Origin of the sequence: Streptomyces sp. CA-251247 (assembly GCF_050952975.1) — a bacterium.
GTDB lineage: Bacteria > Actinomycetota > Actinomycetes > Streptomycetales > Streptomycetaceae > Streptomyces > Streptomyces achmelvichensis.
Genome location: NZ_CP191861.1, coordinates 2,567,497 through 2,587,118, shown reverse-complemented (window position 1 = coordinate 2,587,118; position 19,622 = coordinate 2,567,497). Strand labels below are relative to the sequence as shown.

General features: G+C 67.5%; 20 protein-coding genes, 2 tRNA genes and 3 pseudogenes. 10 read left to right on the top strand and 15 right to left on the bottom strand.

Annotated features, from left to right (window positions below):
• Positions 1-40: 40 nt before the first annotated feature.
• Positions 41-676, bottom strand: coding sequence for a DedA family protein (locus ACQPWZ_RS11330; RefSeq protein ID WP_340472929.1), 636 nt, complete (start codon positions 674-676; stop codon positions 41-43).
• A 110-nt stretch (positions 677-786) separates the two neighbouring features.
• Between ACQPWZ_RS11330 and ACQPWZ_RS11325 the strand changes: the two genes are divergently transcribed.
• Both ACQPWZ_RS11325 and ACQPWZ_RS11320 read left to right on the top strand, forming a co-directional pair.
• Entirely contained in the window at positions 787-1,932 is a 1,146-nt protein-coding gene (locus ACQPWZ_RS11325; protein ID WP_433571262.1) for a sensor histidine kinase, read from the top strand.
• Entirely contained in the window at positions 1,923-2,630 is a 708-nt protein-coding gene (locus ACQPWZ_RS11320) for a response regulator (RefSeq protein WP_433571261.1), read from the top strand. The genes ACQPWZ_RS11325 and ACQPWZ_RS11320 overlap by 10 nt, the downstream gene beginning before the upstream one ends.
• 143 nt (positions 2,631-2,773) lie before the next feature.
• Here ACQPWZ_RS11320 and ACQPWZ_RS11315 read toward each other — a convergent pair whose 3' ends face one another.
• The 4 genes from ACQPWZ_RS11315 to ACQPWZ_RS11300 all read right to left on the bottom strand — a co-directional run bounded on the left by ACQPWZ_RS11315 (position 2,774) and on the right by ACQPWZ_RS11300 (position 6,320).
• The gene (locus ACQPWZ_RS11315) at positions 2,774-2,995 is read right to left on the bottom strand and encodes an FmdB family zinc ribbon protein (RefSeq protein WP_313946529.1); all 222 of its coding nucleotides are present in this window, start codon (positions 2,993-2,995) and stop codon (positions 2,774-2,776) included.
• Positions 2,996-3,004: 9 nt separating this feature from the next.
• The gene (locus tag ACQPWZ_RS11310) at positions 3,005-3,748 is read right to left on the bottom strand and encodes a DUF4383 domain-containing protein (protein WP_433571260.1); all 744 of its coding nucleotides are present in this window, start codon (positions 3,746-3,748) and stop codon (positions 3,005-3,007) included.
• A 311-nt stretch (positions 3,749-4,059) separates the two neighbouring features.
• Entirely contained in the window at positions 4,060-5,439 is a 1,380-nt protein-coding gene (locus tag ACQPWZ_RS11305) for a hypothetical protein (RefSeq protein WP_433571259.1), read from the bottom strand.
• A gap of 71 nt (positions 5,440-5,510) precedes the next feature.
• Positions 5,511-6,320: a DUF4097 family beta strand repeat-containing protein gene (locus ACQPWZ_RS11300; protein ID WP_433571258.1), complete on the bottom strand. Its 810-nt coding sequence runs from the start codon at positions 6,318-6,320 to the stop codon at positions 5,511-5,513.
• Positions 6,321-6,631: 311 nt separating this feature from the next.
• Here ACQPWZ_RS11300 and ACQPWZ_RS11295 point away from each other — a divergent pair.
• Positions 6,632-6,706: transfer RNA gene (locus tag ACQPWZ_RS11295), tRNA-Val, on the top strand.
• A gap of 134 nt (positions 6,707-6,840) precedes the next feature.
• On the opposite strand, the gene ACQPWZ_RS11290 is transcribed toward ACQPWZ_RS11295, so the two are convergent.
• The 3 genes from ACQPWZ_RS11290 to ACQPWZ_RS11280 are packed head-to-tail and all read right to left on the bottom strand — an operon-like array spanning position 6,841 to position 9,435.
• On the bottom strand, positions 6,841-8,058 hold the full coding sequence (locus tag ACQPWZ_RS11290; RefSeq protein ID WP_433571257.1) for a tyrosine-type recombinase/integrase: 1,218 nt from the start codon (positions 8,056-8,058) through the stop codon (positions 6,841-6,843).
• Positions 7,964-8,173 carry an excisionase family DNA-binding protein gene (locus ACQPWZ_RS11285; RefSeq protein WP_433571256.1) on the bottom strand — a complete coding sequence of 70 codons (210 nt, stop codon included), beginning with the start codon at positions 8,171-8,173 and terminating at the stop codon, positions 7,964-7,966. The genes ACQPWZ_RS11290 and ACQPWZ_RS11285 overlap by 95 nt, the downstream gene beginning before the upstream one ends.
• On the bottom strand, positions 8,170-9,435 hold the full coding sequence (locus tag ACQPWZ_RS11280; protein ID WP_433571255.1) for a replication initiator: 1,266 nt from the start codon (positions 9,433-9,435) through the stop codon (positions 8,170-8,172). Before ACQPWZ_RS11280 ends, ACQPWZ_RS11285 begins: the two co-directional genes overlap by 4 nt.
• 278 nt (positions 9,436-9,713) lie before the next feature.
• Between ACQPWZ_RS11280 and ACQPWZ_RS11275 the strand changes: the two genes are divergently transcribed.
• Together ACQPWZ_RS11275 and ACQPWZ_RS11270 are read left to right on the top strand one after the other, a co-directional pair.
• The gene (locus ACQPWZ_RS11275; protein ID WP_433571254.1) at positions 9,714-10,253 is read left to right on the top strand and encodes a DUF4145 domain-containing protein; all 540 of its coding nucleotides are present in this window, start codon (positions 9,714-9,716) and stop codon (positions 10,251-10,253) included.
• A 292-nt stretch (positions 10,254-10,545) separates the two neighbouring features.
• On the top strand, positions 10,546-11,196 hold the full coding sequence (locus ACQPWZ_RS11270; protein ID WP_340472918.1) for a hypothetical protein: 651 nt from the start codon (positions 10,546-10,548) through the stop codon (positions 11,194-11,196).
• 251 nt (positions 11,197-11,447) lie between these two features.
• Here ACQPWZ_RS11270 and ACQPWZ_RS11265 read toward each other — a convergent pair.
• The 4 genes and pseudogenes from ACQPWZ_RS11265 to ACQPWZ_RS11250 form a co-directional block, all read right to left on the bottom strand.
• Positions 11,448-11,615, bottom strand: a pseudogene (locus ACQPWZ_RS11265) (tyrosine-type recombinase/integrase); the annotation flags it as partial.
• Between the two features lie 293 nt (positions 11,616-11,908).
• On the bottom strand, positions 11,909-12,142 hold the full coding sequence (locus ACQPWZ_RS11260; protein ID WP_405569354.1) for a hypothetical protein: 234 nt from the start codon (positions 12,140-12,142) through the stop codon (positions 11,909-11,911).
• A 299-nt stretch (positions 12,143-12,441) separates the two neighbouring features.
• Positions 12,442-12,708, bottom strand: coding sequence for a DUF6959 family protein (locus tag ACQPWZ_RS11255; RefSeq protein WP_340472916.1), 267 nt, complete (start codon positions 12,706-12,708; stop codon positions 12,442-12,444).
• A gap of 335 nt (positions 12,709-13,043) precedes the next feature.
• Positions 13,044-13,799, bottom strand: a pseudogene (locus ACQPWZ_RS11250) (XRE family transcriptional regulator).
• Positions 13,800-14,106: 307 nt separating this feature from the next.
• On the opposite strand from ACQPWZ_RS11250, the gene ACQPWZ_RS11245 reads away from it, so the two are divergent.
• From ACQPWZ_RS11245 to ACQPWZ_RS11225, 5 genes and pseudogenes are all read left to right on the top strand, one after another.
• Positions 14,107-14,724: a hypothetical protein gene (locus ACQPWZ_RS11245; protein WP_405569351.1), complete on the top strand. Its 618-nt coding sequence runs from the start codon at positions 14,107-14,109 to the stop codon at positions 14,722-14,724.
• Positions 14,725-15,648: 924 nt separating this feature from the next.
• Positions 15,649-16,029, top strand: a complete 381-nt coding sequence (locus ACQPWZ_RS11240; protein WP_433571253.1) for a calmodulin — start codon at positions 15,649-15,651, stop codon at positions 16,027-16,029.
• Between the two features lie 376 nt (positions 16,030-16,405).
• Positions 16,406-16,666, top strand: coding sequence for a hypothetical protein (locus tag ACQPWZ_RS11235; RefSeq protein WP_433571252.1), 261 nt, complete (start codon positions 16,406-16,408; stop codon positions 16,664-16,666).
• A gap of 1,085 nt (positions 16,667-17,751) precedes the next feature.
• Positions 17,752-17,967 (top strand): annotated as a pseudogene (locus ACQPWZ_RS11230) (IS110 family transposase); the annotation flags it as partial.
• Between the two features lie 220 nt (positions 17,968-18,187).
• Complete coding sequence (locus ACQPWZ_RS11225; RefSeq protein ID WP_433571251.1) at positions 18,188-18,397, top strand: hypothetical protein; 210 nt, start codon at positions 18,188-18,190, stop codon at positions 18,395-18,397.
• Positions 18,398-18,517: 120 nt separating this feature from the next.
• Here ACQPWZ_RS11225 and ACQPWZ_RS11220 read toward each other — a convergent pair whose 3' ends face one another.
• The 3 genes from ACQPWZ_RS11220 to ACQPWZ_RS11210 form a co-directional block, all read right to left on the bottom strand.
• Positions 18,518-18,805, bottom strand: a complete 288-nt coding sequence (locus ACQPWZ_RS11220) for a hypothetical protein (RefSeq protein ID WP_433571250.1) — start codon at positions 18,803-18,805, stop codon at positions 18,518-18,520.
• Positions 18,806-18,949: 144 nt separating this feature from the next.
• A tRNA-Ser gene (locus tag ACQPWZ_RS11215) sits at positions 18,950-19,039 on the bottom strand.
• Between the two features lie 57 nt (positions 19,040-19,096).
• Positions 19,097-19,411, bottom strand: a complete 315-nt coding sequence (locus tag ACQPWZ_RS11210) for a hypothetical protein (RefSeq protein ID WP_433571249.1) — start codon at positions 19,409-19,411, stop codon at positions 19,097-19,099.
• Between the last annotated feature and the right edge of the window lie 211 nt (positions 19,412-19,622).

Below are 19,622 nucleotides of genomic sequence, written 5' to 3'. Positions count from 1 at the left end.
CGGGGGAGGTGGTGTTCCGCCGCCCCCGCCGCCCGGTCGGTCAGCGGCGCCGTACCCCGGTGCCCCGCTTGCGCAGGCGTACGCCGATGAAGGCCACCACCCCGAGCACCGCGGCCACCAGCACGACCGTCGAGTAGGTGGAGACATAGCCGGTCACGTCCTGCCAGTTCTCGCCGAGCAGGTAACCGGCAAGAATGAAGACGGTGTTCCAGATCGCGCTGCCCAGCGTCGTCAGCCCCAGGAACAGTGGCAACGACATCCGCTCCACGCCCGCCGGCACCGAGATCAGCGACCGGAAGATCGGGATCATCCTCCCGAAGAACACCGCCTTCGCACCGTGCCGCGCGAACCACGCCTCCGTCCGCTCGATGTCGGCCACCTTCAGCAACGGCAGCTTCGCGGCGATGGCGACCGTACGGTCCCTGCCGAGCAGCGCGCCGACCCCGTACAGCGCGAGCGCCCCGATCACCGAGCCCGCCGTCGTCCACAGGAGGGCCGCGATCAGGTTCATCTGCCCGGTGCTCGCCGAGAAGCCCGCCAGCGGCAGGATCACCTCGCTGGGCAGCGGAGGGAAGAGGTTCTCCAGGGCGATGGCGATGCCCGCCCCCGGGGCGCCCAGGGTGTCCATCAGGCCGTTGACCCAGCCCGGAGCGCTGCTTTCGATCGCGGTTTCCATGCGGGCCACGCTAGGGAGCCGAACCTGAAGAGAGACTGAAGGCCGCCGCACACCATCCTGCGGTTTTCCGCAGTGTGCGAGCCGTGCCGGACCGGCTAGCGTGACCGATCATGAGGGCGGTGGCGGTACGGGGAGCGTGGTGCGCGGCGGGGCTGGCCCTCGGGGCCGCGACCGCCGTCGCCGAACTGCTTCTCACGCTGCTGGCGGGCCTGTCCCTGCTGCTCGTCCTCGCCTGGCCGCGCGGCCGCCGCGCGGTGCTGCGACGGCTGGGAGCGATCGCCTCCAGGATCGCGGACACCGAGCGGCGCCGGCTGGGCCGCTTCCTCGGTGTGCGGATCTCCGACACGTACGACGACGGGCGCGCCCTGCGCTACGTCGTGGCCCGCTGGCCGCTGGGGCTGCTCGGCGGCCTCGTGCTGTTCTGCATGGCGACCGGCCTCCTCTATGTCGGATTCGGCCTGTTCGGCTGGTTCTTCCACGGCATCGAGTACCCCTGGGCGGTCGTCGCCACCGGTCTGGCCGGCCTGTTCCTCGTGTTCCTCACCGTCCAGGCCGTCTTCGGCACCGCCCTGCTGGAAGGGCAGCTGGCCGGGCGTCTCCTCGGCCCCAGCCACCAGGACGAGTTGGAGCGGCGCATCACCCAACTCGCCACCAGCCGAGCCGAGATGATGGACGCCGTCCACGACGAACGCCGCCGCATCGAGCGCGACCTCCACGACGGCGTCCAGCAACGCCTCGTCGCCCTCGGCATGCTCATCGGCCGCGCCCGGCGCAGCCGCGACACCGAACGCGCCGGCCAACTCCTGCTCCAGGCCCACGAGGAGAGCCGCCGCGCCCTGGCCGAGCTGCGCGAGGTCGCCTGGCGCATCTACCCGACCGTGCTGGACGAGGCGGGACTGCGCGCCGCTCTGGAGACCGTCGCGGAACGCACCCCGCTGCCCGTGCACCTGGACTACACCGTCGACGAACCTCCCGGCCGCCAGGTGCAGACCGTCGCCTACTTCGTCGTCTCCGAAGCCGTCACCAACGTGGTCAAGCACTCCGGCGCCACGCGTATCGCCGTCACCCTGCGACGTGAGCCCGGCGCACGGACGCTGTGCCTGCGCGTCGAGGACGACGGCTCGGGCGGCGCCGACCCGACGGGCGGCGGACTGCTCGGCCTCGCGGGCCGGGTCGCCGCGCTCGACGGACGGTTCGCGGTGCACAGCCCGGCCGGAGGACCCACCGAGATCACCGCGGAGCTGCCGTGCGCGTAATCCTGGCCGAGGACTCGACCCTCCTGCGGGAGGGTCTCGTACGGCTGCTCGCGGAGGAGGGCCACGAGGTCCTGGCGGCGGTCGGCGACGCGGAGCAACTGCTCGCGGCCGTCGAGGCCCACACGCCGGACGTGGTCGTCGCGGACGTCCGGATGCCTCCGACCCACACCGACGAGGGCCTGCGCGCCGCCCTGGAGATCCGCCGGCGGCGGCCGGAGGTGGGTGTTCTGGTGCTGTCGCAGTACGTGGAGAAGCGGTACGCGACCGAGCTCCTGACCCCGGACCCGGAGGGCCCTCGGGGCGCGGGTCAGGGTGCGGGCCGGCGTGCCGGTCATCAGGGCGCGGGCCATCAGGGCGTCGGCTACCTCCTCAAGGACCGGGTGGTCCAAGTGGACGAGTTCCTGGACGCGTTGGAGCGCGTGGGCCGGGGGCGGGCGGCCTTCGACCCCGAGGTGGTCCGCCAGCTCCTGGCCCGCAGCAGCCGTACGGACCCGCTCTCGCGGCTGACGGCGAGGGAGCGTGACGTGCTGGGGGAGATGGCGCAGGGGCACACCAACGCGTCGATCGCCGCGCATCTCCATGTGTCGCAGAGCGCGGTGGAGAAACACATCAACGCGATCTTCGACAAGCTCGGCCTGACGGGCACGACGGGCTACTCACGTCGGGTGCTGGCGGTGCTGAGGTATCTGGGTTCGTGAGGGTCGGGCCGGTGGGTGTGGTGCCGGTACCGGTGCTCGCGTGCCCGGGTGCTCGTGGTGGTGAAGCCGGTGCGCCGGGTGCTGAGGGCGTGCGGGGCGCCCGCGGGGTGTTTGTCCGCGGGCGCGTCCGGGGCGGGCGTCCGTCAGCCGCAGCAGCCGCCACCGCAGCAGCCGCCGCCTCCGCCACCACCGCTGGGAGCGGGTGCGGGGGAGGACTTCGTACCGCCGACGGCGACGGTGGACAGCAGCTTCACGGTGTCCTCGTGGCCGGCCGGGCAGCTCGCCGGATCGGCGGAGCGGGCCATCGGCCGGCTGACCTCGAAGGTGTCGCCGCAGCTGCGGCAGCGGTATTCGTAACGGGGCATGGCCTCAGGCTACGCGGTCGGCCGCGGGCCGGGCGGGTCCCTCCGGGACTCGGAGGCTCCGGGAGCGGAGTCCTGCGCGCCGCCGTGCGTACCGGTGGTGCTGGTGGTGCCGGGAGTACCGATGGCCCCCGGTCCCTGCCGGGTGCCGGTGGTGAGGCCGGCCGGCTCCCGCTCCGACCCGGACCCCTGCACCGCCTTGGCCTCGGCCCGGCGGCTTGCCTTGAGCTCCCGCGCGGCCTCGTCGGGATGGCGGGCGCGCCAGTACGGGTTGTCGTGCGGCAACGTCGAACTGACTCTGCCGTACATCCCGAACGTCATCAGCATCAGCCCCACCACAAAGCTGAACAGCACGTTCTGGATCTCGAACGCGAGCGGGTTGAAGTTGGTGTCCAGCAGGGCGAGATTGACGAAGCCGCTCGCGACGAAGAGCACGCCGAGGACCATGTTCAGCGTCGAGGCGACATTGCCGCCGATGACCATGCCGACGAGGAGCAGCACTCCCACACAGATGGAGAGGACGCTCAGCGCGCCGTTCGTGCTCAGACCGGCGACCTTGTCACCGTCGGTGTCGAAGAAACCGATCTTGTCGATCAGCCCGAGGATGCCGAAGGCGATCAGGATCAGCCCCATCAGTCCCGCACCGACGCGGTAGACGCGGCTGAGGCGGTGGTCGACGGGAAGGTGATCGTCGAACCGGAGGCCCTTGCCTCCGGCGGTGTTCCGGCTTCTGCCGTGCAGCACGTGAGCGGCCATGTCCGGCCTCCTTGGGGACGTACTCGTCCTTCCAGCATCCGCCTGCGGCCGGACGGCTTCAACTCAGTGGGCCGGGAGGCGGGGGCGGGGCGGGCCTGCCGTGGCGCCCGCCCGGGACGGGGCTGAGGCTGGGGCGGTCCGGGGCCGGGTCCGGTCGGGGGTACCGCGGGCGCGGTCGGGTACGAGGGCGCACTGGGCCGGTCGGGGGACGGGGAGCCGGGGGGGGGCGAGGCCGGTACGGGGACGCACGCGGGCCGGCCGGTACAGGGACTACTCGCGGCCCGGCCGGGGCGCAGGGCCCCGTTCGCCGGTCAGCCGTGGTGGGCGCCCCGGTCCTCCCTGATCTGGTCGACCACGCGTGACGCCGTACGCCGTACCGCTTCCGTCTCCATCAGGAAGTGCCAGTAGTCGGGGTGACGCCCTTCGAGGCCGGTGACGGCCCGGTCCAGCCGGGCGACCGCGTCGTCCAGCGGACGCGCATGACGGGGATCGGGGGTGTTGCGCCCGGCCATCGCGAGCCGCTGGGCATCGCGGATGGCGAAGCGTGTGCGGTCGATCTCGTGCTGCGGGTCCTTGGACACGGCGTTCAGCCGCTGGAGCCGGTCACCGGCCGCCGAGACCGCCTCATCGGTGCTGTTCAACAGCGCGCGGACCGTGCTGAGGAGGGCGGTCGCGTCCGGCCAGCGCTGCTCCTCGCGCGCCTTCGCCGCCTCGCGGAGTTTCTCCTCGGCCTGCCGCACACTGTTCGCGGCCTGGTCGGGCACCGGCTGAAGGTCCTGCCAGCAGGCGGCGGAGAAACGGCGCCGCAGCTCGCTGAGGACCGGATCGACGGTGCCGGCACGGTTGGTGAGGGCCTGGGCGCGCGTACGCAGCGACACCAGACGCTTGTCGATCTCCGCGGCGCGCTCGGGCAGCCGCTCGGCCTCCGCCCGTACGGCCTCGGCGTCGCGCATCACCCGGTCGGCCCGCTGGAGGGTCTCGGCGACGCCGTGGCGCCCGGCGCCTTGGTTGAGCATGGTCAGCTCGGGGGCGAGGGCGGCGAGGCGGGCGGCCAGATCCTCCGCTCGCAGACCGGAGCCGCGCACCGAATCGAGAGCATTGCTCGCAGAAAGGAGCGCCTGTCGCGCCCGCTCCACGGCGGGGGCGAGCCGGGCCAACTGCGTCTCGGCCTTGTCGAGCAGCGGCCCGAGACCCGCGGCGAACCGGTCGAGATCGCCCTTGACCCGTACGAGCTCCTCCTTCGCCCGGTTCAGCTCGGTGCGTGCCTGCGAGGCGACGGAGGGATCGAGATCGTCCCGGTCGAGGTCATGGGCGTCGACCGCGGTGATGTAGAGCTGGCTCACCTCGTCGATCCGCCGCCCGAGGGCGGCGAAGTCGTCCACCGTACGACGGGCCCCGGGCGAACTGTCCACGGCCGTGATCGTCTCGATGGAGATCCGCAGATCGCGCTGCGCGGTGTCCAGCTCGTAGAAAGCGGCGGCTGCGGCGTCCTTCGCGGCCTGCGCGTCGGCCCGCTGACTCTCCCCGCGCCCGCCGAACCAGCGTCGCGTACCCCCGCCGGCGAACGATCCCGACATCACACCCGACAGGGCCACCGCCACCATCGGCACAGGCAGCAGCACCAGGGCGAGGACATCCCGGACGGCACTCGCTTTCGCTCTTTCGTGCGGCTGCGCGTGTGTCGCCGTCACATCCCTCTCCCGTGCCGTGTCGCCGTACCCGGTTCATTCTCCCACCAGGTAGTGACGAACACACGGGTCGGTTAGTTCGCGCTTCGCACCGTCACTTTGCCGTTGTCGCTGCGAGCCTTCACGACATGGGAGCTGCCGGCGTCGGTGGGCACGTCGACATCGACCCTGCCGTTGTCACTCTTGGCGGTCACGGCGTACGGCGCCCCGGAGCGCGGCAGCTCGACGACGATCTGCCCGTTGTCACTGACGGTCTCCACCGTGTCCGGCACGGCGGCGAGCCCGAGCTCCACCCTCCCGTTCTCCGACCGCGCCTTCACGGTCCGCGCGGTGACGCCCTGCGCGACGACCTTGCCGTTGTCGCTCACGAGATCCAGCGCCCCACCGGAGTCCCGCACCTCGACGGCACCGTTGTCGGACCGGATGGTGAGCGGCGTACGGAACCCGCGGGCGGTGACACCCCCGTTGTCGTCCTCCACGGTCACCGCGACATCCCTCGGCACCTTCACGGTGTGCCGGGCCTCGCAGTCACTCGCGACGGCAGCGCACTTGACCCGCAGGGTGAGCCGGTCCCCCTTCATCTTCCACGAAGCCTCGGGCCCGCTCCCGAGGAAGACCCACCCGTCGACCTGCCGGGTGACCTCGACGTCCTTCACATCGGCGGCGACGAGGTCGATACGGGAGTCGTCGCTGTCGACGGTGAGGGTCTTGCCGGCGAGGGGAAACTTCTTGCTCTCGACGGGAGCGTCCTCGGCCTCGGCACCCCCGCACCCCGCGAGGACGACGACCAACCCCGCGACCCCACCCCCGACGACGGCGGCCCGGAGACGGCGCTGCGCGGAGGAGCGCGCGGTGGTGACGCGGGTACCGGTGTGAGCGGCCATGGTGATCATTCCCCCTGTGGATGCGGTGTGGTGCGGCGCGGTGCGGCGCGGTGTGGTGCGGCGCGGTGCGGTGTGGTGTGGCGCGGTCTTGTGCGGTGCGGTGCGGTCTAGTGCGGCGCGGCGGTGCGTTCGACTGCGCCGACGCGCTCTCACGGTATGAGCGAGGGTGCGCCCCGTACGATCCGGCCGACCACCGGGTCGGGGGTGGGGGTAGCCCCCGGGGGGGCTCGGAGCGGGGCGGAGGCCTTGGCGGGCGGGAATCGGGTTTGCGGGGCGGGCCAGTGGGCCATGTACCCTGTTCACTCATCCACGGGTGCGTAGCTCAGGGGTAGAGCGCTGCTCTTACAAAGCAGATGTCGGCGGTTCGAAACCGTCCGCGCCCACCAGCAGGAAGCACGACAAAGGCCCAGGTCACCGGTACTGAACCGGGAGCCTGGGTCTTCCTCGTTCCTCAGCCACGGGGGCGGATGATGGGCGTCGTGCCAGATTCGTGCCAGATCGAGTCCACGACGAGTCCACATCACCCGTCCCGATCTTGGGCCTTCCTGATCTGACGGTCGACGTGGTCGGCGATGGCATGGTCACGGCCGTTCACCAGGTGCTGGTAGATCAGCGCGGCCCGCACTGAGGAGTGCCCCATTCGCTGCATAAGTTCACGCGTCGTGGCACCGCCGGTCGCGGCGAGGGTGTTCCCTGTGTGGCGAAGATCGTGGAAGTGCACGTCCCCCAGGCCGGTCGCCTTCAGCGCACGCAGCCACAGGCGACGGAAGTTGTTCCGGCGCAGCTGCCCGCCCCGTGCCCCGGTGAACACCAGCCCGGTACGACCCGACTCGGCGTAGGCGCCGAGATGGGCGGACAGGTCTGACGTCAGCGAGGCCGGGAAAGCCACGGTACGCACGCTGGCCGCGCTCTTGGGCCCCTTGACCACGATGCCGTCCGACCTTGTCTCGGCCAGAGCACGCCGCACAGCGACGGTTCGCCGTTCGAGGTCGACGTCATGGCGCTGGAGGCCGGCCAGTTCTCCAAAACGGAGGCCGGTGAAGGCGGCCAGGAGGATGAACACCTGGAAACGGGGCGGCACAGCGGTCGCGAGCTGAAAGACCTCGGAGACGTCGAGGAACGGGCGCTCCGCTGTCTTGGCCGCTCCCGCACCCTTGATTCGGCACGGGTTGCGCTGGATCACCTCGTCGTCCACCGCGGTGTTCATGATGGCTCGGAGGATCTGATACGCCTTGGCGATTGTCGGCTCACCGACACCGGATTCGAGCAACCCGGCACGCCAGCGGCGGATCTGCGGTGTCGTGATCTCACTCAGCACCACGTTCTCGAACGTCGGCAGGATGTGGAGCCGCAGCGCGCTGCCGTTGCGTTCGCGGGTAGTCGACGCGTAGTCGCGCTCTTTGAACCAGGCAGCGGCGTACACCCCGAACAGAACCTTCTCGTCCGGGTTCTTCCATCGGCCGTCGAGGATCTCCGCTTCCTTGCGGACGAGCCACCGGTTGGCATCGGTCTGCGACGGGAACGTCTCGGGTGCCGATCGCAGCAGTCCGTCAGGGGCCTGGTAGCGGGCCAGAAATCGTCCCGACGGCAGCTTGCGCACCGCACCGCACCGAAGCGCCGCCGCTTCCCCTTGTTGTTCGCCATCAGGCCACCGCCCCGAACCGGCGGCGAGTTGTGATCGGCTGGACTGTGTTGGCAGCCACGAACTCGGCCAACGCCCGCTCAGGAACGCGGACATGGCGCCCTACCTTGACGAAGACGATCCGACGCTCGGCGATGAGCCGCCGCGGGAACCGAGCGGTCGTTCCGAGGCGCTTCGCAACCTCGTCGACCGTGAGTAGGTGGTCGGTCATGCGCATTCCCCTTCCGTGGTGTCGGTGAGTGAGGCGGCGAGCCATTCCTCGCTGCGGGTGAGTCCGGTTCCGGCGAAGGCCCAGTGGGCGAGGACGAGGGTGGTGTCGTCGTCGTGGGGTTCGGCGGGCACGGCCTGGTCGTCGTGGGCGATGGCGGCTTGGAGGCGGCGCCATTCGGCTCGGGCCTGGCGGAGTGCGCCGAGGGTGGTGGAGTAGCGGCGGGTTTTGGTGGAGAAGTGGCCGCGGAAGCCGAGCATGTGGGCCCAGGCGCGTAGCCGGAGGTCTGCGAGGTCTTTGCGGGCGCCGAGGGTCCAGGCGGTGCGGATGAGTCGGCGGGCGTGTTCGGGGATGGACTTGCGGCCGAGTTCGGCGAGGAACCTGATGGGGCGGTCGAGGGTGCCGGTCGCGGTCTCTGCTCCTTTGGTTGCGTACTTGGCGATGTAGGCGGCGACGGCGCGTTCGGTGAGTTCGGTGCCGCCGTCGAGGTCGGCCGAGCGGATGGGGCGGATGTCGAGCTGGGTGCCGAAGGCGAACGTGTGGGCGCGGCCGTCGACGACCGGGCCGGGGGCCTCAGCGGCGGTGGCGGCGGCGTGGATGGCGTCGGCGAGGAGGTCGGTGGTGGCCCAGGCGGGGGGTGGGGTGTCGCCTCCTTCGGGGCCGTCGAGGCGGATGACGGCGTGGAAGTGGATGGCGCCGCGGCGCTGGTATTCGGCGACCTTGGCGAAGGAGACGCGGGCGAAGTCTTTGAAGTCCCGTTGTGAGAGGCCGGCGCGCTTGGCGACTTCGCGGCGCAGGTAGATGGAGAAGCGGGCCCAGATCCTGGAGGCGTGCGCGTTCCACAGCACGGCCGTCTCGTAGTCGTACGTCTCGGGGTTGAGCGGGCTGCCCAGCTCGGGTGCCTCGGCGGGGTGCGTGGTGCCGCAGCGGCAGCGTCCTTGGGTGGGGCGGTTGTGGACGGGGCCGAAGCTGGGGGCGGTGAGGGTGGCGAAGACGCGGGGGTGGGTGGCGACGCGTTCGGGGGTGCCTTTGCCGCCGTGGAGTCCTGCGGTGATGAGTTGGTAGGTGTCGCGGCGGTAGGTCTCGGCGCAGGAGGGGCAGCGGGTGGTGCGGCGGTTGTTGCAGCGGACCAGGAGGTTCCCGGCGGGCAGGTCCCGGGCGTGGAGTTCGTGCAGGATCTCGCCGGTGCCCGTGTGGATGTCGGTGCGGTGGCCGTCGAGGCGGATCGGGGTGGCACAGCCGCCCAGGCCCCGGAGCTGGTTCATGAGGGCGGGCAGGGTGCCGAGCGAGGCGAGGTGGGCGAGGTCGCGGATAGGGCCGGGTGAGGGTGCGGTGGTGGTCAGGGGGAGAGTCCGGGCAGGTCAGGAGACTGCCCGAGTCGCGGCAAGCTTACGGGCCCCGATCTCTCGCCCCATGGCAGCTCCTGCCCAAAGCCGCTCCACCGACCTGGTGCACGCTAGGCTCAGCAGCTGGGGTCACGCCGAATCCGGGGGTATGTATGAGCCAAGTTTCGCGGTTACTTGAGTGTCCACAGTGCGAGGAAATGTCTCTTTTTGACGAATGGGTCATACGTCGCGACGGGGCACCAGACCAAGCTGGCCGCCCAGCTGACTTCAAGCTCTGGGGTTGCCTAGCGTGCGGACAGCCCCAACTCTGGAACGAGCCCGAAGACCAACGATTGTGGCCCAAGGTCACCGCACTGGCTGAGGGCATCCCAGCATCGATAGCGCGCGAGATGGTGGAAGCGCGTGCATGCTTCGATGCCGACCTGTACACGGCAGCTGCCGTCATGGTCCGTCGTACGCTGGAAGGCATGTGCATCGAGCAGGGCACGCAGAAGAAAGCCCTCTTCCAGGCGCTCCAGGAACTCCGCGATAACGGGAAGATCGAGGGCCGCCTCTTCGACTGGGCACAGGCGTTGCGAGTGCTAGGCAACCAAGGCGCGCACTTCAGCGAGGAATCGGTGAGCCGCGAAGACGCAGCGGATGCGTTGTCTCTTGCCGAGGCTCTACTGAACTACATCTACGTCTTCACAGCCAAGTACGAGGAATTTCAGAACCGTAGGCAGGCGCGAGCAAACTGAGTTCTGACATCCACAGCTGACATCAACGACGCCAGACAGAGGCGTACGTCAGCGCCTTTGTCCGGCTGCCGCGCCAGTCGACGGCAGCAGCCGGAGCAGACTCGGATCGAACTTACAAGGCAGCTGTCTGCGGGGGCGCGTGCCAGATCGAGCGGTCACCCACGGTCAATTGGAGTGTGCGGCGGTGCAGGCAAACTGGGCGTCCTGGGGCAGGGAAGCTCGCGACTCATCAGAACCATGCCTGGCCTCTGCTCACTAGAGTCAGGGGCCTTGGCGAGTCAGGGGGAGCATCGTGACCTTAGCTGTAGGCATCTTCGATCTGTTCACCTATGGGATACCCGGAGCACTGCATCTATCGTTGATCGTTTACGTGCTCGCCCGCTTGAACATCATCGATGTCACAAGTCTGGCCTCGGCACCGTCAGTGCTACAGGTGCTCGGAGTCGCTATTGCCAGTTACCTGTTGGGGCATCTCGCCTACCCTCTGAGTGCACTCCTGGACAAGGTGGCACCGCGTTGGAACTGGAGTGTCGAGAACGCTCGTCTTGACTTCGTGGCCAGAGTGCCCGAGGCCCGAGACCGAGCCTTCGTGCGCACTGATGCATCTCTGCTGTTGGCTGCGGTGGAACTCCACAACAAGGAGGCAGCGGGCGAGATCACTCGGCTGCAAGGCCTCGCGTTGATGCTGCGGAACTCGGCCCTCGCCCTGATGTTCGCGCTCGTCGTCGCGGTGATCGAGCTCGCCATGGGAGCCCATCGTGTGCTGGCAGGAGGCTGTGCGGCACTGCTACTCGTGAGCCTGACTGCCGCAATTAGACAAGGGCGCCGTGTGCGGCACTGGGACCGCCTGAAGACGTTGGAGATCTGTTTCTGGATCCCAGACATCGACGAAAAAATTCGACTCCAACCACCGGTGATCACAGGCGCGCACCCGCGCCCTTAAACCGGTTCCGTGCGCGTGCGTGCCAGATCCGTGCCAGATCGAGCGGTCAGTCACGGTCGATCGGGGTGTGTGGCGGCGCAGGGGCCGTTAGCAGACCCCGCGTCCCCGTTTAGCGGTTGAACGGCAAGGACTTCCCGCGAGCGGTACCAGGCTTACAAAGCACATGTCGGCGGTTCGAAACCGTCCGCGCCCACCAGTGCAAAGGCCCCCAACCGATCATGGTTGGGGGCCTTTGACATCTACTTCTGACATCAACGCGGGTGGTCACTCACCGCCGGCCGCCTCTTGAGCAGCCGGTCCATGTGACTGACAGCCTCGCACTGCGTGTCTTGGACAACGTGCGTGTACACGTTCATGGTCACAGCAATCTGGCTGTGCCCGAGAATCTCCATCACGACGCGGGGAGCGACCCCGGCCGCACGGCTTTAGGCAGCCACCATGGGGCGAGCCTCGAAGATCGGGGCCCACATCGGGCTATTGCGGGCAGGTCCAGAGACTGCCCGATTCGCGACCAGCGTACGGGCCCCGATCTCTCGCCCCATGGCAGCTCCAGCCCAAAGCCGCTCCCGCCGACCTCATCGGGCCCGTGTGCGATCGTCACGCCTCCCATGTACGTTGAGCCGTCAGCCGAGGGGGGACGCTCGCGAGGGAGCGCCCCGCAACGCGTGGCTGCGGGGCGCCGATCCACTTTCACAACGGGCCCTAGTGGGGTTTAGTCGACCGTCTGCCCGTTGTGCGCGCCGCCCCTGCAGGTCGGGAGCGGGGCCGTCGACCGATCGATCGTTCCGCCGCCGTCCGTGCACTCACCCGGGGTGACGCTGGCCGGGATGACGCTGGCCGGGGTGACGCTGCCGGCGGTGGCGGTCGCGGTGGCGGCGCCTGTGAGGCCGAGTCCGGCGAGGGCTGCCGTGGCGAAGACTGTGGCGATGATTCGTCGAATGCGCATTTGGTTCGCCTTTCACAGATTGCCTCGGTTGGGGCACTAACCAGCTTGATCTTCACCCATATGGGTGGCACTTCATGTTGGGCCATTCGGGTGACAGTGTTGTCGGGTGCGGGGTCGGTGACGCGACCCGTCAGAGCGGATGGAAGCCCGTGCCACATCCGTGCCAGAAGGAGCGGATCCCAGCGGTCAAGAGCAGTCAAGCGCGACGCCTCGCGATTAATCACCAGAGACCGTTTGCGCTGGCCAGCGTCAACCCCCTCCGTGACGGCCCGGTGATTCCCAAGCTCAGAGCCGGGTGATCAGTACGGCCGCGGGATCTTGTGGGCTTCCAGCGCAGCGGTGTATCGCGCCAGCAGGTCATCGAGGTTGGCCAGCAGAAGTCCGGCTGTTTCCCGAGCCCCGGCGAGGTCGTCCTGGTCGCAGGACTCAACGACTTCGGCAACTTCGCTGCGGATGATGGAGAGAGAGTCACCCTGGATCAAGACGCCAGGGAACCGACGGGGTGGCAGGCGCACCACAGCGTTGTTCCCACCGTCGGTGAACAGCTCAGCTTCGACGCGCTCCATGCGGCCGTTCAACCTGACATCACCATCTGACATCAACGACGGTGTACAGGAGCAGCATCGGGCGGTTGTGGGCAGCGCCGTCGTCGAGGGTACGCCCCGGTGTGACGGCGGTCTGGGCGAACTTACAAAGCAGATGTCGGCGGTTCGAAACCGTCCGCGCCCACCAGTGCAAAGGCCCCGACCGATCATGGTCGGGGCCTTTGCCGTGCCACGTTCCCTGTCACGTGACATCCACGGCTGACATCAGCGAGCCGGCCGGTGCGATGCCACGGTCTGGCCCGGCCCACGTGTCTATCGGGGCGGGCCGAATGGCGGGGCACTTCCATCAGCCCCGGTCAGGCTGAGGGCCGCCTATTGAATGCGGCGAGCGTCGCCTTTTTCGTCGAGGCGTCCTGGAACACCAGCTCCCAGGGACCGGTGTTGATGTCGAACTCCTTACCGAAGCCGACCCACTTGCCCGTCATGCGCCGATCTGTCGGCTCGACGAGCAGCTGAATCGCACCGTGGTAGCGGGCACCCCGGTAAAAGCCGTCGGTCGCGGTCTGCTCAGTCCAGGTTCCCGTGGCGACGTGACCGTCGATCTCCAGGTCCATCGTCAACAGACTGTCGGACGACCCCGGCAAGCTGTGCACGGTGAGCCGGTTGCCATGCTGCAGCACGACGACATGGTGCTGACCGATGAGCGCCGAGTCGCGGCCGGAGCTGAAGTACTCGTACCGGCTGAGCCACACGCCGCTGTAGTTGCGATGCGCGCCTTGCGGCTCCGTATGCGGCGTGACCGCCGGGGTGATGTTCGCGGATGCTTCGACGTCGTGGCCACCGCGGCCGTCCTCGGAAACCAGCGCAGTGGACATGGTGCCGGAGAAGCCGAGGGATTAGATCGGCAGTCCTGTCACGGACTCCAGAGCACGGGCGTATACGGCTCGCGGCGCGGTGGTGATGCCGGACTCCCGGCGTTGTACGAGTCGCTTGTTGGCATCGTTGGGCCGGCCTGCGCGGGTGCCGGCATCTCGCACGGCGCGGGCAAAGTCGTCCTGGGGCATGAGCAGACCGAGGCGGACCGCTCGCAATGCGCTGTTCGGTGTGGCCATACAAGAGGCGGTAGCTTCAACTCCCCTTCAATGACGCCGAAATGATGCCCCCGCCCCTTGATGACGCACGACCCCGAACTGGGTAGGACACCGACCAAAGCCGCTCCGTAGGTTGCTCGGCGGTCCGAGGCTTAAACGGGGTAATCGAGTGAAATGGGCGTTTCTCGGGTCGCTTGCTGGCCAACGGGTCGTTGCCAGTCAGTACGTTCCCCTCGTCGGCTCCTCCACTCGCTTCCGGAGCCTGACCGCAACGGACCCTCACGGACTGGAGAAACCGTAGATGAAAAGACACGGGTTGAGGCGGCGGATGTCGGCCCTCGGCACGGTATTGGGGCTGGGCGTCGCGTTGCCGTTTGCCCTAGCCGCACCCGCCCACGCTCAATCGAATTTGAGCGTCGCCAAGAGCCACGAAGGGAACTTCGCGCGGGGAGAGCAAGGCGTCTACACCATCACGCTGACCAGCACAGGCGTGACTGGCATTCTGGACGTCACGGACAATCTTCCCGCGGGTGTCACGGCCACGGCCCTTGGAGGCCTTCTCGGGCCATTTTGCGACATCACCAACGGCGGTACGACGGTCCACTGCGGGGACGGCCTCAACTTCATCGGCGCTCTCAGTGCCCCACTCGACGTCACCGTCGACATCGCCGCCGACGCACCGTGCTCTGTCACCAACACCGTCACGGTCATCGAGACCGAGTCCGAGGAGCAAGGCGGAGAAACTTTCACCCACTCGGCCAGCGACCCGACGACGATCACCGGCGGTGACTGCGACGGAGGGGACGGTGGCGGCGGGGGATCGATCCTGCCGATCAACCTCAATGGCGTCATCCCGATGTTCAACAACATCACCACGAACAGCAACATCGGCAGCCCTGGTGCGAGCAACAACAGCCATCAGGTCTTCGGGCTGAACGCGCCCTGAGCTGTGGCGCCACACCCCGGACTCGTCTTGAGATGATTCGCTGTCACGCAGGCGCGAAGCCCCAGCCGCATGGACGCCGGCTGGGGCTTCCCCTTGCGGGCCTATGCAGCGTGGATACCGTGCTCGGTCCAGTCGATCTCGTCGGAGCACATCCGGCCCGTGTCAGACGCATGCCAGACGTTGCGGGGAGCCGCGGGGAACGCCAGACACCCGGGCAGCTGCGAGCCCGGCGCCAACGTGCTCCCTACGCAGGCCAGAGGTACGACCAGCTCCAAAGAACCTGAGCTGCCCAAGCTGAGGGCGGGCCTCGACGCTCCCCTTGTGATCGACATCGAGCTTCCGATGGCCTTGGTTGCTCTACAGCTCGGCGTGTATGCAGCCCGGTTGAGGTGATCGAGCACGTTCGCGATTCCCCGAATCGAACTCGAAGCCCTGCGAACCGCGGTGCGGAGGCACCTCAAGCCCTTAGTTCTGACATCACCAGGTGACATCAACGACGACGGATATGGGCAGCCCCACACAGTCATATACGAGGCGTGGACGCCATGACGAGATCTTCATACGGTCGCGGCGATCGAACTCCTAAAGCGAGTGTCGAACAAATTGGGTCGTCGCGTGTTGGATGGATTCCTTTCGTCGGTCAGCAGAGCGGGGTTGTGGGTAGCGGCTCATATGCCTGGAGCTGATCGTGGACGTTGTCGGCGAGCGCATCGGGCTGCGGCCCGTCGTCGTCAGAAGGGTTCGCAGAATGCGGGTCGTGCATTCTGCTCTTCCTTGCGGGGTCAACAACCTCGCCGTCCAGTCGCTCCGCCGTCGACGAAGGACCACTCGGCCGATTGGTTGCGTTATGCGTGTGATCCGCCACGCTGAGTAACATAACGCTGGCATGCTCAGCTCCGACACGCCACCGATCTAGGAGTCATCATGGCTACCGCCCGTTTCTCGTTCCGGACGGAGCACAAGTCGACCTACGTCATGAATCCGGAGCCCAGGCATAGCAAGGAGTTCATCTTCGAGCTCACCGATGACAAGCTGATCAAGCACGCCCGTGCTCTCCTCGCCGGGACGGCCAGCCACGAGGGCCACGTGGGCGGCAGGATCGTGCACAAGAAGGCCGACTACAACCCTGCCTTCAGCTTCCACCTGGACCCGAGCACGATCTACTTCTTCGACACGGAGATCGAGGTTCGCGACGCAGAGCCGGAATACGTCGAGGACCACATCGACGACGCAGGCGGCGCGTTCCTGCCGGGCAAGCAGTGGGCCCCGTGGGCATCGAGGATCATCCGCGAGATCAAGATCTGACTCGACCACGGTCGCGCACGGCACCACGAATATCGCAGTGACAGCGTGAACACCAAACGCCCGGCCGGAACACCACCGGCCGGGCGTTCTCGTCACCCACACAACCGCCGCCTACGTCGGCCATAGCTGACCGATCCGGCTAGAGCTACGGATCCGAAGTTCCCGTGCCACAAACGCGCCAGATGAGGCGGGGACTCACGGGGAACTGCGGCTGCCAGCAGGGGCCACAGCGGGTAGACGTCGAACTCGGTACCCACAGGTCAGACCCCAACTCACCCCTCCTCGCTCCTTAATGCGGGTGTCGCAGGAAATCTGCGGGCCAGCTCTCACGACGGCCAGCCGGAGGGCAGGGTTGGGGGCGAGAGAGGATGTCCTCATGCGTTACTTCAATCAGGCGGGCTGGCTCGCCATTTTCAACGGCACAGAGTCGTTGATCGGGCGCAGCGTGGCTGTGGAGGAATGGGACGAGACCACCGGCACGGCCCTTGTCGTCGACCCGCAGAGGGGCGCGCTGCGCCCTGTCACGGACTACCCGGACTTCTCCCACCTGGAGCGGGCCGACCAGGTCTTGGCCGCCGTGCCCGGAGAGGCTGGCGCGCCTACTGGAAGGACGAAGGCCTCGAGGGAACACCGCTGACCGAGCAGGTGCTCACATGGCTGATCACAGCAAAGGGCCGGGCTGCCCCGATTACCGTTGATGCCACAGGCCAGGTGGACGAGGCCGGAGACGCAGACCGACTGATCCCTCCCGGAGAAGACTGACGAAGGGCATGCTCTTCTCCGCTCATGCCAGTGCAGCGAGGGGGATATGGCTCGTCCTCTCCTCGCAGCCGTGCCAGATGCGTGCCAGATCGAGCCGTCAGTCACGGTCAATTGGGGTGTGCGGCGGTGCAGGCAAGCGCCGACAGGCTCAGCGCTGTTGTAGGCCCGTTGACCAGCCAAGACTGGCCTGTGATCGGCGCCAGGCTTACAAAGCAGATGTCGGCGGTTCGAAACCGTCCGCGCCCACCAGTGCAAAGGCCCCCAACCGATCATGGTTGGGGGCCTTTGACATCTAGTTCTGACATCGACGCGGGTGGTCACTCACTGCCGGCCGGGACCGCCGGTGAGGCAGTGAGTAAAAACCTTCTCTACGGGTTCAAGGCGGCTCGCTCCGCTCGCCGCGCGCTCCCCGGCGTCACCGCCGGGGACGATGCCCCTGTCTCCGCCCCGCTCCGTCCCCGGCTACGCCGGTCGCGCGGCTAGAGCGAGACGACTTGGCCGAGGTGAGAACAAGGCCGGCGGGGGCTGAGGCGGTCGGCTCCGCGGCTTTAGGCAGCCACCATGGGGCGAGCCTCGAAGATCGGGGCCCACATCGGGCTATTGCGGGCAGGTCCAGAGACTGCCCGAGTCGCGGGAAGCTTACGGGCCCCGATCTCTCGCCCCATGGCAGCTCCCGCCCAAAGCCGCTCCGTAAGTTGTTCGGCGGTCCGGGAGAGTCGGGTGTGGCTCTAAAACCGCTTGCCCACAGATGGCTCCGGTGGAGTGGCCGCCCGACACTCCGGGACGCCTTGGCCGCTGATTGAGATGTGCGATCGGTCGCTGCTTACGGAGCTGACGGCGGGGTGTTCCTCGGACCGACGTCATGCTGCCTGGAGCCGAGGAGACACACATGATCGAGCAACTGACCCGCATCTGGGTCGGTATCGATGCGGGCAAGGCCCATCATTGGCTGGTTGCGGTCGACGGCACCGGCGCGTGTTCTACCTGTCCGCCCAGACCAGCATCATCCGCGAAGGCCCCAACCGCGACTACTACTTGAAGAAGCGCGGCGAAGGCTGCAAACACGTCCAAGCCGTGATCGCCCTCGCCCGCCGACGCGTCAACGTGCTCTGGGCCCTGCTCCGAGACGGAAGGCTCTTCACCCCAGCTCCACCGGCCACCGCTGCAGCAGCTTGACTCGACTCCACCAATCTCACTGGGCCGCCGACGCCCAACGCCTCTAACCTGCTGTCCTCCATACCCGTCCACCAGCTCGGAGCCCACTTTGGAACCGATAGAGCTCCTAGCCGCTCTTCGGCGCGGAACGACTCTGGTAGCTGACTGTCCTCCCACGGAGCCGACGTGGCAGGCCTGGGTCGCTATGAGTCCCGGAATCCACCTCGAAGATCGTCTCGGGGTGCGGAATCCTCACCTCGACCTCATCTGGGTCGTCCGCGAGTGGCACCCCGATTACATCGCCAACGATCTCTGCTGGGCAGAAGGCGACGGCATGCACACGCTCCAGCGCACCACCTCGCGCGGAGAGGACGAGCTGAGGTCAGCAGCGGCACCGTACGGCGGGATCACAGCCTTCGACTACCCCTGGCGAACCCTCTATCCGGGATGACAGTAGTCGAGGCGATCACCTCAGCTGAGTGCCAGAAGCGCGCCCGATCAGTCGGGGACGCAGGGAGACAGGCGCGCGAAGGCCCTTGACTGAGCCATTAAGACTCCACCAACCGCGTGGTCAATCGCTGATGCAGTCGCAGCAGCGATCGCCGTAGATGCGTGCGGTGTGCAGCTCCTGAACGGTACTGGTTGGAATGCGGGCCACGGCTACGCACACATTCTCAGGATGGTTGGGCGGCGCCTTGGAGGTGACCTCTACCTGGGCTTGGTAGTCGAGGGGGGCCTTCGCCATCACATCGAAGACGTAGCAGTCGTCGACGACCGAATAGCCATCGGCCCAGACGTGGATCAGTCCGCCGTCTGTCAGACGTACGTGCCACAGGGACGGGACATCGAGCAGCTTCACAGCGTGAAGGCTAGGCCACCTCGATCCGTGCCCCTCACGTGCCCGATCGAACGGGGAATCACGGGGAACACCGGGCAGCCACGGGTCACCGAAACGTCAACGGCCCCCAACCTGAAAGCCAGGTCAGAGGCCGTTTGAACTGCGCGGTGGGTGTGGGATTTGAACCCACGGTGACTTGCGCCACGACGGTTTTCAAGATCGCTCAAGGGTTGACTCACCCATTGAGACTCCACCGACCTCGTGACAAGGCACCAGCACAGCGGATATACGCAGGCGCTGAAATCTCGGCGGCTACCTGCCAAACTTCCAATCCCTGCCGAGGTTGGCAGCGTGCACGGCGGCGATGATCATCGTGATAGCGAGTACACCCCCCACCCAGTTCTTCGGGTTACCGAGCACCGACCCCAGGATTGCTGATCCGTAGATGATCGCCGCGTAGACCGCAGGCACGGCCATGCTCACGACACGCTTCTTGGCCGCAATGAAGAACAGCGGCGGTGCCAAGAGGCCGGCCGACAACACGACTACGACGACCCAGATCACCTTGTGTAGCGTGCTCGTGTACATGCGGGCCTGGATGGGTGCGTTCAGATGCGAGCTGCTCATGGTCCCCCCTCGTTCCAGACAGGTACCCCAGTGTGACCCACGCCACTTCATGAGTGTGGCGATTCGCAGGACCCGCGGAACGCAATTTCAGCGTCTTCCCGCCCCCTCTGGTCGTCCCAAGAACCTGCCCGGGCTCCTGGGGCCGCCACAGGTCGACGGCAGTGTCCAGGTCAGCGGGCTCGGCCTGCCAGCCAGCAGCCAGGGGCAAGCA